Source organism: Sphingobacterium sp. BS-2, from assembly GCF_046161205.1.
Classification (GTDB): domain Bacteria; phylum Bacteroidota; class Bacteroidia; order Sphingobacteriales; family Sphingobacteriaceae; genus Sphingobacterium; species Sphingobacterium mizutaii.
On sequence record NZ_JBIXGO010000012.1, the window covers coordinates 60935 to 77858 of the forward strand.

The window sequence follows — 16924 nt, forward strand, 5'->3', positions numbered from 1 at the left end:
ACACATAAACCTAATCATCTGCTTTAAGGGGAGAATAAAGCAGGAAAAGACTTAATAGAGAATATAAATTTAAAATTTAATTTAAATGGATAAACTAAAAAAGCGGACCAAAATTGTTGCCACACTAGGTCCGGCTTCTTCAAAAAAAGATGTTTTAACCCGTATGATTGCAAAAGGGGTAGACGTATGTCGCCTTAACTTCTCACACGGTTCCCAGGAAGATCACTTAAAGGTAATCAACACAATCAACGAAATCAACCAAGAACACCCTTTCAACGTAGGTATTTTAGCCGATCTACAAGGCCCTAAAATCCGTATCGGAAAAATGAAAGAAGGTGGTGCAATCCTTGTCAACGGTAGCACAGTAGAAATGACTACGCACGAGCAAATCGGTGACGAAAAGAAAATCTACATCACTTACGACAACTTCCCTAACGACGTTAAAGAAGATGAAATCATCCTTTTGGATGACGGTAAATTGCAGTTACGCGTGTTATCAACAAACCACTTGGACACAGTGACTTGTGAGGTTGTTCACGGTGGTATCTTGACTTCTAGAAAAGGTGTTAACCTTCCGAATACAAAAGTTTCTATCCCTTCATTAACTGAAGAAGATTTAGACAACTTGAACTTTGCACTTGACCATGGTGCTGACTGGATCGCTATGTCTTTCGTGCGTTCTGCTGAAGACATCAAACAATGTAAAGAAATCATCAAGCAAAAAGGTTCTCACGCTAAAGTAATCGCAAAAATCGAAAAGCCTGAGGCTATCGAAAATATCGACAGCATTATCGAAGCTACGGATGCGATCATGGTTGCTCGTGGTGACCTAGGTGTTGAACTTCCAATGGAAGAAGTACCAGGACTTCAAAAAATCATCGCTCAAAAATGTCGTAACCTTTCAAAACCGGTTATCATTGCTACCCAGATGTTGGAAAGTATGATCACTACCCCTCGCCCTACTCGTGCAGAGGTAAATGACGTGGCTAACTCGGTAATCGATGGTGCTGATGCCGTGATGTTGAGTGGTGAAACTTCAGTTGGTGAATTCCCAGAGATCGTTATCGAGACTATGGCGAAAGTTATTACCCATGTTGAAGCGACTTCATACCCTTACTACAGCGAAAAAGAGCAATTGGGAACTGTTCCAGTTACTCGTATTCCTGATGCTATCTGTAGTTCATCGATCTTCTTGGCGGAGAAAACTCATGCGTCAGCAATTGCTGTCATGACTTCTTCTGGTTATACGGCCATGGAAATCTCTAGCTACCGCCCAGATGCAGACATCTATGTGTTCACTGGTAACAAAACTTTGTTGCGTACGCTTAGCTTGTGCTGGGGTGTGAAAGCATTCATTTACGAAAAATATGAATCTACTGATGGTACGATCCAAGATGTGAACGACTTATTGAAAGTACGTCACTTGGTAGAACCTGGTCAGATCGTAATCAACACTTCCTCTACCCCTCTTCATGAGAAAGGTAGAACAAACACAATCCGTGTTTCTGAAGTAAAATAATTACAAGAAGACATAAAAAAAGAGCCCCTTTGAGGCTCTTTTTTTATGCATATATTTTTCAATCACTTCTTTATCAGTGGCGATTTGACCGTCTCAGGGTCTTGTTTGATAATTTTGCCACTCTCTTCCAGTTTCTGTGTCCCTGGCATCCTCACGCTCTCCCCTCCTGACAGTTTCTTCTCCAAGATCACCGTATCATCCTGTTGCTTTTGTATAGCGTTTGGAGTCGAAAGCAACCCCTTCTGGCCCTTATAGGCATTCGGGATCTCTATCGATTTATCCAAAGAATCCAGCAAAGGAATGTTGAACCTCTTTAAACTATCCTTGGAGTTGCCATCCCATTTAAATTCTAATGGTTTCTTTTTTTGAATATTTTGAGTATTTTGAGCTGAGGAAGGAATCACCCAAATCAACAATAAGATAGAAATCAAGATGAATTTTTTCATAATCAGTGCCTTAAGTCATAATTCTTTAACAAAGGAAATCCTATTCTGCTAAAAAAGCTAAAATATTGCTGTTAAAATGTGTTAAATGAGAAAATTAGCTGTTTTCCCTTATTACTTTTGTAACAAATGAAAAAAAGAAGTATTGCATTGATTATTTGGCTTATGTCCATTGCGCTGATTGGCGTAATGGCGATGCAATATTATTTTGTGCGGGAATCCTTTATCAAGGAGTCCAAACTATTTGATGAGGAAGTCAAGGCCTCCTTATCGGCCGTGGCCAATAAAATCGAACGCCAAGAAATCTATGATTTCGCAAGGGAGCAGGAACGCTTGAACCAAGAGAAGTTCAGGATTGACCAAGAACGTATCCAAAAGAACGAGAAGATCCTTGCTCTACAGCTTCAATATCAAGACAGCATCAAGACCTTGCAGAGAAGGGCTTTTGCGCATACCACCAGATTCAATTTCTTGGAAAGAGAACTGAACCAGCAATTCCCTGCTGTCCCTATCAGCAATGATTTCTATGAAACTTATTTAAAGAGAAAAGAATACAAGCACCTTGTGCGAATTACCTTGGAACAAGGACTTACCTCGGACAACACCATTGGAGAGTTCACCAATGTGGAAGCCATCAGAGTAGTTCCCAGGGTTGCCCAAAAAGACGATAGCACCCGATACCTGATCCCCGTATTCAACCCACCTTCCACAGAAGCAATTGCCTACCAGATCAGGACCCTCCCTCCCCGCTATGATTCCAAGACCTTATCTAAGATCGAAGAACTGGAGATCAAACTCAATAACCTGCGAGGACAGCGCCTATCGGAAGCCGCAACGCTATATGATACCATCGCCATGTTAGGGGGCAAGAAAAGCTCTGTAATTGCTGATGTTGCCATGGGTATGGAATTATCCAAAAGACCATTGGCGGAACGTATCAACGGCAAGAAAACCGTCAATCTCTTGATCCATGAACTTCAAGAAAGAGGCATTAAATCCTCCTTCGTTATGGAGATCAAGGATTTCAATAAAATGCCCGTTTTCCAAGGGGTCTATCAATTCAACAACGAGCAACTCAAGGAAGTCAATAATCCATTGATCTATACCGCTAGGCTATTCCAAGGTGACCGAGGAAATGCGCCAGGTGAGCTCAGCATACATTTCCCAAACAAAGGCGGGATAATTGCTGAAACCATGGGCTATTGGTTATTCCCGACCATCCTGGCCTTATTAGCGCTATTGATTGGATGTTTTGCCTATACCCTGAGCATCATCTTCAAGCAGAAGAAGATGTCAGAGATGAAAACCGATTTCATCAACAACATGACCCATGAGTTCAAAACACCGGTTGCCACCATCATGATCGCCAGCGAGTCCTTGCGTGACCCTGAAATATCAGCAGATGGCAAGCGTGTCAATAAACTAGCAAACATTATCTACGATGAAAACGTCCGTTTAGGCTCGCATATCGAACGCGTGCTGAACATCGCCCGACTGGAGAAAGAAAACTTAAAAATCGAGCGCACCAATGTGCATATCAACTCCTTGGCCAATGCGGTCCTAGAGAGCATGCGCCTACAGATGGACAAGGCCGATGGCACCCTGAACATCGACATATCAGCAGGAAATGACCTGGTTGTCGGTGATGAACTTCACCTCTCCAATGTGATGTTCAACCTGGTGGATAATGCAATTAAATACTCTCAAGAAAAACCAGAAATCACTTTTAAGACTTTTAATAGAGGGAACACTATCGTAATATCCGTTGCAGACAAGGGCATGGGAATGACCAAGGACCAACAGGAAAAGATATTTGATCAGTTCTATCGCATACCTACGGGAAATATCCACAACGTGAAAGGCTTCGGACTAGGTCTAAGCTATGTTAACGATATCATCAAAAGACTGAACGGAAAAATCTCCGTTAAAAGCGAAAAAGATAAAGGCACACAATTTGAAGTAACTCTTCCTTTAAAGGACGCATCCAAGGAAGTAGCATAACATAAGAAAGAGAAAAGTATGAATCAAAAGATATTATTAGCAGAAGATGATCCTAATCTGGGCGAATTACTGAAGGATTATCTTGAATTAAAAGGAAAATTTGACGTCGTACTTTGTACAGATGGTCAAGAAGGAATGGATGCCTTCCGCAAAGAGGAATTTGACCTTTGCATCTTGGATGTCATGATGCCCAAAAAAGACGGCTTCTCCCTTGGTAAGGATATCCGTAAGATCAATCAAACGGTACCTATCATCTATGCTACGGCAAAAGGAATGATGGAGGATAAAACCCAAGCCTTCGAACTAGGTGGTGATGACTATATCACTAAGCCTTTCCGTGTAGAAGAACTCTTATTGAGAATAAATGCGCTATTAAAAAGAGCTTCCAAGGACAAAGAAGAAGAGGTATCGGACAAGTTTGAAATCGGTGATTACTTCTTCGACTATACCAGCCAGATCATCTCTTACAAAGGTCAGCAACAAAAACTTTCTACCAAAGAAGCCGAATTACTGCGCTTACTTTGTCTTAAGAAAAACGATGTCTTGACCCGCGAAGAAGCCTTGATCAAAATATGGCATGATGACAACTACTTCACCGGCCGCAGCATGGATGTATTCTTAAGTAAACTAAGAAAATACCTCAAAGAAGATCCAAACGTGGAGATCGTCAATGTGCATGGCAAGGGGTATAAGTTGTTGGTTAGCTAAGGATGGATGTGAGATAAGAGATGTGAGATATGAGATATTAGCAACACCAATGCTTGATATTTTAAACATATACAAAATCAAAATATATAAAGGGGCAAAAGTATTTTTGCCCCTTTTTTGATAGAATTCTATCCATCTACTTTTAAACCATGATTTCTCTCATACTCAAAGAACTAAAATATTGAAACCCCTCGCTTTCTCATATCTCAATTCTCATATCTAAAAATCTTTTTCCTTGGAAAATAAAAATCTTATCCATAACTTAGCCGACGCTTATAGAGAAAGGCAGAGGGACTAGACCCGATGAAGCCTTAGCAACCTGTCTCTTGACAAGGTGCTACATTCTACCCCGATTGGGAAAGATAAGCTGGTTACAGGAATCCTAGGTAGCCTTCTCTTAGCAAAAAGACTTATTGAAATTTATTTAATTTAGTAGAGAACTATATGCTATTAACAAACAATTTAGGCTACCCACGTGTGGGTGCTTTCCGTGAACTGAAGAAAGCTAATGAAGCTTACTGGGCAAAGAAAATCAGCGCGGAAGAATTATTGCAGGCTGGACTTAAAATCCGTGAAAGCAATTGGAAGACTCAAAAAGATGCTGGCATCGAACTGATCCCATCTAATGATTTCTCATTCTATGACCAAGTCCTAGACTTATCCTTAACTGTTGGAGCTATCCCGGCTCGTTACAACTCCCTTTTGAACAAAATCGATCGCCAATATAACCTAGACTTATATTTTGCGATGGCTCGTGGTTTCCAAGAAGGTGGCGTGGATGTAACTGCTATGGAAATGACGAAGTGGTTTGATACCAACTACCACTATATCGTTCCTGAATTCGTGAAAAACCAAGAATTCAAACTGACTTCAGAGAAATTCCTAAGCGAATACAATGAAGCTAAACAATCAGGTATCGAAACTAAACCTGTCCTGATTGGCCCTATCACTTACCTATTGCTAGGTAAAGAAAAAGAAGCTGGTTTTAACCGTATCGATCTAATCGACAGATTACTTCCGGTATACGAAGAGATCTTGGCTAAACTTGCTGATGCTGGCGCAAAATATGTTCAAATCGACGAGCCTTTCTTGGCTTTGGATATCGATGATGCTACAAAAGCACTTTACGGAAAAGTTTTCGAAAAGTTAGCTGCTGCTGCCAAAGGCATTAAATTAATCGTTGCCACTTACTTCGAGGCACTAGGAAACAACGAAGACATCGCTGTTAATCTTCCTGTGCATGCGTTACACCTTGACTTAGTTCGTGGTGAAAACCAACTTGACACTATATTATCCAAAGTTCCTGCTTCTCTAACCCTTTCTTTAGGAGTGGTTGAAGGCCGTAACATTTGGAAAAACGACTACGAAAACTCATTGAAAAAAATCAAACAAGCAGTTGATGCTTTAGGAAAAGACCGCGTATGGGTTGCTCCTTCTTCATCTTTATTGCATGTTCCATTTGATCTAGACAATGAGAACAATGAAGAGTCTCTACCTGCTGAAGTGAAAAACTGGTTAGCATTCGCTAAACAGAAATTAGCTGAAGTAAAAGACCTAGCTGTATTGGCTGAAGGTGAAGTGGATGCTGAAACCCAAAAACGTTTCGAAGCAAACAAAGAAGCTGCTGAAAGCCGCCGTACATCTCCATTGATCCACAGACCTGAGGTTAAAAACCGCGTTAGCAACATCACTGATGAAGATGCTAAGCGTACTTCTACTTTCAATGCTCGTAAAGAAGCTCAACAAGCTAAATTCAACCTTCCAGGATTTGCTACCACTACAATCGGTTCTTTCCCACAAACAAAAGATGTTCGTAAATGGAGAGCTGACTTGAAAAAAGGTGCTATCTCTCAAGAAGAATACGATAAAGAAATCGCTGCTGAGACTGAAAGAACTATCCGTCTACAAGAAGACCTAGACATCGATGTATTGGTACATGGTGAATTCGAACGTAATGACATGGTGGAATACTTCGGTGAGCAATTAGCTGGATACGCATTCACTCAAAACGGATGGGTTCAGTCTTACGGTTCTCGTTGTGTAAAACCTCCTATTATTTTTGGTGATGTTTACCGTCCTGAAGACATGACTGTTCGTTGGTCTGCTTATGCACAATCATTGACTAACCGTCCAGTAAAAGGTATGTTGACAGGTCCTGTAACGATCTTACAATGGTCATTCGTTCGTAACGACCAACCTCGTTCTACAACTACTTACCAAATCGCTTTGGCTATCTTAGACGAAGTTCAAGCTTTGGAAAAAGCAGGTATCAAAATCATCCAGATTGATGAGCCAGCTATCCGTGAAGGTCTTCCTCTACGCAAAGCTGATCAACAAGAATACTTAGACTGGGCTGTACGTGCATTCCGTGTTTCTTCATCCAATGTTGATGATGATACGCAAATCCACACGCACATGTGTTATTCTGAGTTCAACGATATTATCCAAGATATCGCTGCTATGGATGCTGACGTGATCACGATCGAAACTTCTCGTTCCCAAATGGAATTGTTAGATGCTTTCGCAGATTTCAAATATCCAAATGATATCGGTCCAGGTGTATATGATATCCACTCTCCTCGTGTTCCTAGCACAGAAGAAATGGTTAACTTATTACGCAAGGCAAAAGCAGTAGTTCCTGCAGAGCAATTATGGGTAAACCCTGACTGTGGTCTGAAAACTCGTGCTTGGCCAGAAACCAAAGCTGCCTTAGAATCAATGGTAGAAGCTGCCAAAATCCTAAGAGCTGAATAAGCAACATTAGTAATTTATAATAATAAAGGCCGAGCAATAATTTGTTCGGCCTTTTACTTGTTATTTATTTTATATTAGGTTTCCTTCGATTCGCAAAATAATAGATCGGCACCCCCATTAGGATCAAGATAAAGCCCGGCCAAGTATATTGTGGTTTATACAAGATCAACAACAAGCAGAATGCTGTCCCGATCAATAGATAAACCAATGGAGGAATGGGATACAGAAATGTTTTATAGGGTCTTTCCAAGTCCGGTCTCTTCCAACGTTGATACATCATCGCCAACACCGTGATCATATAGAATATCACGATCACAAAGGACACCATATCCAATAGGTTCCCGTACTGTCCGCTCAAACACAATAGCGAGGCCCAGATTCCCTGAAACCACAAGGACCTTTCCGGAACATCATTCTTGTTGTTTGGGATAGCCTGCTTCAGGAAAAGGCCGTCCTTGGCCATGCTCTGGAAAACCCTTGCCCCCGACAGCACGATTCCATTCACACATCCGAAGGTGGAGATCATCACCAACACTGCCATGATAATAGTCCCTGCACTTCCCAATAGCTTCTCAGCAGCCGCAATCGCAACCCGATCATTGGCAGCAAAAGCAATCTCTTCCCGATTCAGCGTCGCCAAATAAATATAATTGGCAAATAGATACAAGATCATCACCAAGCTGGTCCCGATTACCATCGCCATCACTACGGTCTTTTTAGCATTCTTGATCTCACCAGCCACAAAGGTTACATTTTCCCAAGCCACGCTACTGAACACCGAACCAACCATCGCGGCAGCAATCCCACCAAGTAGTACATTCCCTGAAATTTCCTTCCAGCTCGAATGGTCCAAGTTCTGGGTTGCAGACCAACCAAAACTCATGTTTCCTGAAAACTGGTTGCTCTGGATCAATAAAAGCCCACCTATGATCAGCGCCAATAGAGCAATAACCTTAGAGGAGGTAAAGACAGATTGCACGATCTTTCCACTTCGCACCCCTTTACTGTTGATAAAAGTCAGCAATAGAATGATTCCAATAGCGAGGATTTGCATCCAGGTAATCATAAAACTGCCATTTTGATAAATGGGCGGGGCATCATTCAGTTGCGGAAAGAGGTAGGCCGCAAACTTCCCAAAAGCAACCGCAACGGCAGCAATGGTACCGGTTTGGATGACGGCGAATAAGCTCCAGCCATACAAGAAGCCAGTCATTTTCCCAAAAACTTCGGTAAGGTAGGTGTACTGTCCACCAGCTTTAGGATACATGGAAGAAAGTTCACCATAACAGATGGCGGCAGCAATGGTCGCAATTGCGGTAATCAGCCATACGGCAATCAGCCAATAGCCCGACCCTAATTGTCGCATCATATCCGATGAAACAATAAAGATCCCACTTCCAATCATAGAACCCATGACAATCATAATGGAGTCCCATAAATTGAGTTTTTTATTCATAATTGGTAATTAAGTTCACCAAACGTACAAATAATTATTATGTTAATATTTTTCTTATTTCATAAAATTGTTGTTACCACATTTATTAGCCATAAAAGCCAAATCACAGATTATCAGGATATAATGAGGTTTTAGCTTATTGGCCATATTTTGTGAAAATGAGGAAAGTGGAGCGCTGATGAATGGTATTTAATTTTTAAAGATAGAACCTCAGAGAGGTTGATGACAGCAAGTTGGCAATGAAAATAAATTAGCTGTTTTATTTTTTTAATATAGAACCCCAGAGGGGTTCCATTATTTTAGCTGGCATGGCACGATAGCCTGGAAGTCGCACAAAACCGATGTTCGATTAATCGAACATCGGTTTTGCATTAGCCCTGTTTTGTTCGATACCATTTTCTAAAATAATTCTGCCCTTCTAGGGCAGTAAGTCGCAAAAAAATGCCTTCTTTTTCCGGTGTCACACTGAGGAACGAAGTGTCTCGGAACCAAACAAACCATGATTGGAATGGCGTACAGGTCCTCCATCTTCGATTGAGAATGACAAGGTCATCAGGGGCATTATAGTACAGATTCTTCACTATTCGTTCAGAATTGGAAGTGTCTCAAAGAGGAATTCAGAGCGCAGCGAAGAATCTATTTTATATTTTTTTAAGGATCGTTGTCATCGTGAATCGTAAGATGAACAAACTGTTTTCTTTAGGAAGAAGAATAGCAGAAAAATATTTCACCCCCGCTAGGGGTTATCCGTTAGACAATGTACACTTCTATAAAGATTTCACCCCTTACAGGGGTTCCCAATTTCTACAAACATCCCCCTTCCGAAGGAAGCCCTTTAGCCCCCGGCTCATTTCCAATGGCGGAAAAATGGAAAGAATGCCGTTGACCTGTGCGATGGGATTGCTAAAATAATTGAACCCTTCTAGGGTTCATATTATTGCAAGAATTCTGCATTGTTAGTGAGTTAAGGAACACCTCCCCCTTCCGAAGGAAACCCTTTAGCCCCCGGCTCATTTCCAATGGCGGAAAAATGGAAAGAATGCCGTTGCCTGTGTGATGGACGGTGCGAAAAGCCATCTTAAATGAGCCGAAGCGTTTACGGATTCGAGTTGTTTTTGGTATCCGTGAGCTCCTTCGTCGGTTTGGTTACTTTTGCGCATCAAAAGTAACGTAGAAAATCATGTCCCCCTTAATACCCCAAAATCAAACATTATCTTTTTGAAATTGTTTAATAAATTAAACACAGAAACTATGAATAGATATATTGGATTTTTGGCACTGGCTCTGACAACTTCATTGTTCAGCAGCTGTTCGTTAATTGAAGGAATTTTTAAAGCAGGGATGTGGTGGGGTATCATCTTAGTGATCGGCGCCGTTGTCCTCGTAATATGGTTGATCTCAAAGTTATTTGGTGGACGGGGAGGAACCAATTAAACTTTAACTAAAATTTCATTATCATTTAATGCGAATATCAGTAACTTCCCATCAAAATTAATCAGATGAACAAATTCATTTTGACCTTACTGATATTCGTAACTACTTATTATGCACAGGCTCAAGAGGGCTATCCTAGCCCGACTGACAAAGAAAACCTTCTATTCTACATCCAACACAATCGCGGCAAGAACACATTCATCTATGACCTCAATAAGAATGGTCAAAATAAATTGGATGAAGATGATCCTGTCCGCGTTTATCGTCAATTATTTGATAAGTCTGGAGAATTAAAACCGCTCACTGGTATCCAAAAAAACTTTGCCTATGGCATTGAGACCAGGGCCATCGACGATCGCACTTACGAATTAACGATCGTGTCGCTTCCAAGCCAGAAATTTTACCTGTATCTACCGCCCAAAGGAAAGCCCTATGTGGTGACTACGGTCAATGGACTGAAATTTAAGGTCAACAGGATCTTCATTAGGCAGAGAGATGGAACCTCAGGATTGACCACCAAGGTCGATTACATCCTTTTTTATGGAACCTCCAAAAACAAAGAGGTTGTCGAAAAACTTCTTATAGATTAAATTATCCATCCAAAATAGATAAGAACAGCATTTTTCTGGCTTCCACCACATAGCACAGGATGGATATTTCATTTTTTTAACCGTAATTTCGCTTGCAGCACCTAAATCTTAAATAATAATGAGTGTAAAAATCAAGTATCCCTATAATCCAGGGTATCCTTCCGTAGCTGACTTAAAGAAAAGAGCGAAATGGCGCATTCCAAAATTTGCATTTGACTACCTGGAAGGCGGATGTAATGAAGAACTCAATTTGGCCAGAAATGAGAATGACTTTGATGACATCCTCTTAAAGCCCCAATATCTCCATGTTTCTGGCGATATCGATATGTCCGTAGAACTTTTCGGAAAAACATATTCAGCACCTTTTGGCATTTCACCAATTGGCTTGCAGGGACTCATGTGGCCAAATGCTCCTGAAATTTTGGCTAAGGCAGCGGCAAAGAACAATGTGCCCTACATTCTGAGTACAGTATCTACCTCAAGCATTGAAAGAATTGCCGAGGTTTCCAATGGCGAAGCCTGGTTCCAGCTCTATCATCCTACAGAAGACCGCCTCCGTGATGATATCCTCAACAGGTTAAAGTCCGTTGAATGTCCAGTGTTGGTAGTATTGGTGGATGTCCCGTCATTTGGGCTTCGCTATCGCGAAATCAAAAGTGGACTATCTATGCCACCTAAAATGAATATCAGCAATATATTCCAAGCCATGATCTGCCCGGAATGGGGTATCAAAACCCTGAAGCATGGCATTCCTAATTTTGCCACCTTGCAGCCCTATATGGAAAAAGGCCTTGACCTATCCCAACTTGGGCAGTTCATGAACAAGACCTTCACCGGAAAAGTAAATATCCAAAAGGTTCAGGCCATTCGAGATATCTGGAAAGGTCCCCTAGTCTTGAAGGGCATCACGACCCAAGAAGACATGGAAGCTGCAATTTCCATCGGTGTAGATGGAGTTATTGTTTCCAATCATGGCGGTAGACAGATTGATGCCGGCGAATCTTCCATCCATTCCCTGATCCGCTTGACACAAAACACCAGCTATGCCAGCAAGGTTAAAATCATGTTGGATGGTGGGATCCGCTCAGGGGTAGATCTGGGAAGAGCCTATGCCGTAGGTTCTGACTTCAACTTTATGGGTAGACCATTTATGTATGGAGTGGGTGCTTTGGGTGATGAAGGTGGCGACCATACCATCAATATGTTTAAAGCCCAGCTTTATCAAGTCATGCAACAATTAAGTATCGAAAATATCAAACAGTTCCCATCGAGATTATTGTAACTCGATAAGTTCTTGTAAAAAATAGGCTATAAACGATTTTATAGCCTATTTTTTTGTGCACAGCCCCATTTGATTTCGTTTTTTTGATGTACATTGGACAACTTTATGAAACAACCAATTCATAAAAATCGTTCAACCTAATCAACATGTTATTTAAACTTACGAACCTATTCTGGCTAATTTGCCTATTTTGTTTGCCTTGCCAACTCCTTCAAGCTCAAATCGAAGTTAAACTCAACAATAACCAAGAATTTAGATACGACTTAAAAAAAGGTAGTTTTTCATTATTACAGAACAAAAAGCCGGTATTTGAAAATGCCATTTCCTCCTATCAATTAAAAAACGGCTCGGTACAAGATGTTTCCTCATCCAACCCAAGAGCCTTAAAACAAAAATTCAAGGACAATGCCGGATCGGGCATCTGCTATTCCATTGAACACCTAAACAAAAACGGGACTAAAGCGATCCAAAATTTTTACTTCTATGAGGGCAGTTCTTTTTTCGTCATGGAGCTTGTTTTGAAGGGAAAGAATACCAGCTCTAATTCCTTATCTCCATTCCATTTAAAAGGACAAAACCTACTTCCAGGTAAAAAACTAAGCTCAGTCTTTGTTCCTTTTGACAATGACACCTTTATCGAATATAAACAACAGGATCTTGATTCTGAACCCTATGAAAGTTCTGAATTGGGAATATTATATGATCAAAATGATCAAACTGGTTTCTTGACCGCCTCTTTGGATCAATCTACTTGGAAGACTGGAATCCTCGCCAAGCAAGAAAATCAGCAAACTGACTTGGAAGTAAAAAATGGTTTTGTAAAAGCAAGCATCACCCGTGATTCCATGGAACATGGCTATATCTCCGGAAATCAAATCCACTCCTCAAAAATCCTCATATCCTATTCAAAAAATTGGCAAGATGGATTGGATGAATTTGCAAAATTCCAAAGGAAACTTTTCCCAAGTAACCTCAAAGCATGGACGGATGGTACTCCTGTAGGCTGGAACAGCTGGGGCGTAATCCAGACCAAGCTATCCTGGGAAAATGCCACCGCAACGGTTGATTATTTCAAGGACAGATTGCCACGATTCAGAAATGAAAACGGAAAAGCCTATATAGACTTAGATTCTTTCTGGGACAATATGGTACCCGGTGGGATGTCCGGAGATTACAGCAAATTAAAGGAGTTTGCAGAGTACTGCAAAACTGCCGGATTGGAACCCGGTGTGTATTTGGCTCCATTTACAGATTGGGGACATGGTTCTGGACCCGATCGAAAAGCCGAGGGATCGGATTATACCTTTGGAGAAATGTGGACCAAGACCAGTGCTGGATACCATGACCTTGATGGTGGAAGAGCCTTAGACCCTACCCATCCCGGAACACAGGCCAGGATGAAATTTATCGTCGGAAAATTAAAGGAATGCGGATTCAAGATGATCAAGATCGACTTCCTATCCCATGCTGCTATTGAATCGATTAAGTTCCATAACCCGAATATCAAAACCGGGATGCAGGCCTATGCAGTTGGAATGAGATACTTAAATGAACTCTTAGATAATCAGATGTTGATCTATGCAGCTATCTCCCCTTCCCTAGCCACATACAAGTATGCCCACATGCGTAGGATTGCCTGCGATGCTTGGAAGACCATCGATCAAACCGCTTACACCCTCAACTCCTTGACTTTTGGCTTCTGGCAAACCTATCTCTACGATTATATCGATGCTGACCATTTGGTGTTTACCGGCGAATCACATGATGTCAATGTAGCGAGGTTCCTTTCGGGTGTAGTTGCAGGCCCGCTGATCCTTGGCGATGATTTTTCCCAAAATGAAGAGTGGCATAGCGTCATGGAACCCATCCTACAAAACCAGGAAATATTGAACATCATAAAAAATGGAAAAAGCTTTAGACCCCTTCCAATCATGCAGGATAATAGAACCAGCAATGTATTTCTAAAACGCGAAGGGAACAAAGCCTATCTGATTGCATTCAACTTTAAGGAAGGAAATGCACATTTTGATATCGACCTGAAAAACTTGGGCCTTACTGGAAACTACAACATGTTGGATTTGATCAATAATCAGGAAAGTAAGGTAGGATCTAAGATGGAACTTGAATTTGAAAACATTGGAGCTAAGATCTTTAAACTAGAGAAGGAATAGTTGTTCTCATCAAGAAACCATAGCCATCGTCAATATTACCTTTGCCGATCCATATAGGTTTTAATCAATAAAAGCAGATCGGAATAGCCCTTTTGAGACTTAATCATACCTATATCTTCATAAGTGGTGATAAAATCTCTAGTGGTTGCTTCTTGCATATAGATCTGTAAGGTAATCCTACAATCATTTTCATTGATGGAATTCAATAGCACATTAATGGACAGTTTATAATCCTTTTTAAAGAGGTTATTGGTCCTAGAGAGATATCCTAATTGTATAAAACCCTCCTCACGATCCAATTTTTCAATGAAATAATCGTTCTCAAGCGCAAATTGCTTGAGATGATCAAAGGTCTGGTCTTGGGTAAAACCTTCTATATCTATTGACTTATTAAATTCTTGTGCATTAGCCTGAAAGGATAGAATAAAAAACGTCGCTAAAATAAGGATGTACTTGATCGTTTTCATAATGGAGGATTTTCACATTAGACCTCCACAGACTCTACAGGTTTAATTACAGCCTTACTTTCCTCCAAATTTTTCTTCGTAGGTTTTTTCTAAAGAGAACATCTCATCCCGCAATTTTGCTGCTTCCAAGAACTCCATTTCCTTGGCTGCTTTCTCCATACGTTTTCTAACCGTTTCAATCGCTTTCTTCATTTCCTTCTCACTCATATACTCGATCAATGGATCAGCCGCCACAGAAGCACCTGCTTCCGGCTCAATATAAGCCTTAGGTTCACCTTTAAAGTCTGCCACGGAGGTTTGTTCCAAGATCTCCTCTTTGGTCTTCCCTACGGTCCTCGGCGTAATGCCATGCTCCAAGTTATAAGCAATCTGCTTATCCCTTCTCCGGTTGGTTTCATCAATGGTCACGCGCATACTATCCGTCATCTTATCCGCATACATGATCACCCGACCCTTATCATTACGTGCCGCACGACCGATGGTCTGGATCAAGGATCTTTCCGAGCGCAGGAAGCCTTCCTTATCTGCATCCAAGATGGCCACTAAGGTCACCTCTGGCAAGTCGAGTCCTTCCCTCAATAGGTTGACTCCCACCAACACATCAAACTCGCCCAGACGTAATCCCCTTAAGATCTCCACCCTTTCCAAAGTCTTCACCTCAGAGTGGATATACCGAACCTTGATGTTCAATCGGGTCATGTATTTGGTCAACTCCTCTGCCATCCGTTTGGTCAAGGTCGTCGCCAATATCCTTCCCCCCTCTTTAATTGTTTTATCAACTTGCTCCAAGAAATCGTCCACCTGATTGACTGCTGGTCTGACTTCCACAACTGGATCTAACAATCCAGTCGGACGGATAACCTGCTCTACCACCACCCCTTCGGTCTGTTGCAGTTCATAATCGCCTGGAGTCGCCGAAACATAGATGGTTTGGTTGGTTAAGGATTCAAATTCTGGGAAATTCAGTGGACGGTTATCCAATGCTGCTGGCAAACGGAAACCATGTTCTACCAAGGAAATCTTTCTGGATCGGTCACCTCCATACATCGCACGCAGTTGTGGAATGGTCACATGGCTCTCATCGATCACCAATAAATAATCCTCTGGGAAATAATCCAACAAACAGAACGGACGCATTCCTGGATCCCGGCCATCAAAGAAACGAGAATAGTTCTCGATCCCTGAACAGTAACCTAACTCCCGCATCATCTCTAAGTCGTAATTCACCCTTTCCTCCAATCTTTTGGCCTCCAGCATTTTTCCTTCATCCTCCAATTGGGTCTTTCTAGCAACTAGCTCATCCTGGATGGACCAAATGGACTGGGTAAATTTATCCTTTGGGGTCACGAAAAGATTCGCCGGAAATAAAGCTAAGCTTTCATGTTTCTCCAAGGTCCTGCCCGAAACTGGGTCGATCTCACTCAATTCATCGATTTCATCCCCGAAGAACGAAACTCGATAAGCTACATCTAAATATGCTGGATAAACATCTATGGTATCGCCTTTTACGCGAAATGTTCCACGTTTAAATTCAGCCGTTGTACGTGCATAGAGGATCTCCACCAACTTATGCAAGAATGCATTCCTAGAGATGGTGGTCCCAACACCAAAACGGAAAATAGATCTGGAAAAATCCTCTGGATTTCCCATACCGTAAATACAGGAAACTGAGGAAACCACAATAACATCTCGTCTACCAGACATCAGGGCCGAGGTCGTTGCTAATCGCAACTTTTCAATCTCCTCATTGATCGCCAAATCCTTCTCGATATAGGTATTGGTATGGGCAATAAAAGCTTCCGGCTGATAATAATCATAGTAAGACACAAAATAGTTCACCGCATTGTTGGGGAAAAATTGCTTGAATTCTCCGTACAGCTGCGCCGCTAGTGTTTTATTATGGCTTAATATCAAGGTGGGCTTCTGGGTTTGCTGGATGACATTCGCTACGGTAAATGTCTTTCCCGAACCTGTAACCCCCAAAAGGGTCTGATAGGTTTCGCCCTGATCCACGCCACTAACCAATTCTTTGATTGCTCCAGGCTGATCACCTGTTGGTTTATACTCTGATGTTAACTGAAATTTCATAGAATGCCTTT

Annotated in this window: 11 protein-coding genes and 1 riboswitch; of the genes, 7 read left to right on the top strand and 4 right to left on the bottom strand. The window is 41.5% G+C overall.

Features of this window, described 5'->3' with window-relative positions; translation table 11 throughout:
- The first annotated feature begins 85 nt into the window (after nucleotides 1-85).
- A complete protein-coding gene (gene pyk / locus ACK2WI_RS05175) occupies nucleotides 86-1519 on the top strand; it encodes a pyruvate kinase (RefSeq protein ID WP_093100428.1) in 1434 nt (477 codons plus the stop codon).
- A 62-nt stretch (nucleotides 1520-1581) separates the two neighbouring features.
- Here the strand turns inward: pyk and ACK2WI_RS05180 are convergent, their stop codons facing one another.
- Nucleotides 1582-1965, bottom strand: a complete 384-nt coding sequence (locus ACK2WI_RS05180) for a hypothetical protein (RefSeq protein WP_409149978.1) — start codon at nucleotides 1963-1965, stop codon at nucleotides 1582-1584.
- A gap of 126 nt (nucleotides 1966-2091) precedes the next feature.
- Between ACK2WI_RS05180 and ACK2WI_RS05185 the strand changes: the two genes are divergently transcribed.
- The 3 genes from ACK2WI_RS05185 (at nucleotide 2092) to metE (ending at nucleotide 7425) form a co-directional block, all read left to right on the top strand.
- Nucleotides 2092-3963: a sensor histidine kinase KdpD gene (locus tag ACK2WI_RS05185; protein ID WP_093100431.1), complete on the top strand. Its 1872-nt coding sequence runs from the start codon at nucleotides 2092-2094 to the stop codon at nucleotides 3961-3963.
- A gap of 18 nt (nucleotides 3964-3981) precedes the next feature.
- Nucleotides 3982-4671 carry a response regulator transcription factor gene (locus ACK2WI_RS05190; protein WP_093100433.1) on the top strand — a complete coding sequence of 230 codons (690 nt, stop codon included), beginning with the start codon at nucleotides 3982-3984 and terminating at the stop codon, nucleotides 4669-4671.
- A 270-nt stretch (nucleotides 4672-4941) separates the two neighbouring features.
- Nucleotides 4942-5040: riboswitch (SAM riboswitch) on the top strand.
- A gap of 75 nt (nucleotides 5041-5115) precedes the next feature.
- Entirely contained in the window at nucleotides 5116-7425 is a 2310-nt protein-coding gene (gene metE, locus ACK2WI_RS05195) for a 5-methyltetrahydropteroyltriglutamate--homocysteine S-methyltransferase (protein ID WP_409149979.1), read from the top strand.
- Nucleotides 7426-7489: 64 nt separating this feature from the next.
- Here the strand turns inward: metE and ACK2WI_RS05200 are convergent, their stop codons facing one another.
- Nucleotides 7490-8881, bottom strand: a complete 1392-nt coding sequence (locus ACK2WI_RS05200) for an APC family permease (RefSeq protein WP_409149980.1) — start codon at nucleotides 8879-8881, stop codon at nucleotides 7490-7492.
- A gap of 1499 nt (nucleotides 8882-10380) precedes the next feature.
- Between ACK2WI_RS05200 and ACK2WI_RS05205 the strand changes: the two genes are divergently transcribed.
- From ACK2WI_RS05205 to ACK2WI_RS05215, 3 genes are all read left to right on the top strand, one after another.
- A complete protein-coding gene (locus ACK2WI_RS05205; protein ID WP_093100439.1) occupies nucleotides 10381-10905 on the top strand; it encodes a DUF4833 domain-containing protein in 525 nt (174 codons plus the stop codon).
- 118 nt (nucleotides 10906-11023) lie between these two features.
- The gene (locus ACK2WI_RS05210) at nucleotides 11024-12187 is read left to right on the top strand and encodes an alpha-hydroxy-acid oxidizing protein (RefSeq protein ID WP_409149981.1); all 1164 of its coding nucleotides are present in this window, start codon (nucleotides 11024-11026) and stop codon (nucleotides 12185-12187) included.
- Between the two features lie 146 nt (nucleotides 12188-12333).
- Nucleotides 12334-14358, top strand: a complete 2025-nt coding sequence (locus tag ACK2WI_RS05215) for an alpha-galactosidase (RefSeq protein WP_409149982.1) — start codon at nucleotides 12334-12336, stop codon at nucleotides 14356-14358.
- 35 nt (nucleotides 14359-14393) lie between these two features.
- On the opposite strand, the gene ACK2WI_RS05220 is transcribed toward ACK2WI_RS05215, so the two are convergent.
- Nucleotides 14394-14825, bottom strand: coding sequence for a hypothetical protein (locus ACK2WI_RS05220; RefSeq protein WP_409149983.1), 432 nt, complete (start codon nucleotides 14823-14825; stop codon nucleotides 14394-14396).
- A 54-nt stretch (nucleotides 14826-14879) separates the two neighbouring features.
- Nucleotides 14880-16913, bottom strand: a complete 2034-nt coding sequence (gene uvrB / locus ACK2WI_RS05225; RefSeq protein WP_093100447.1) for an excinuclease ABC subunit UvrB — start codon at nucleotides 16911-16913, stop codon at nucleotides 14880-14882.
- Nucleotides 16914-16924 lie beyond the last annotated feature (11 nt).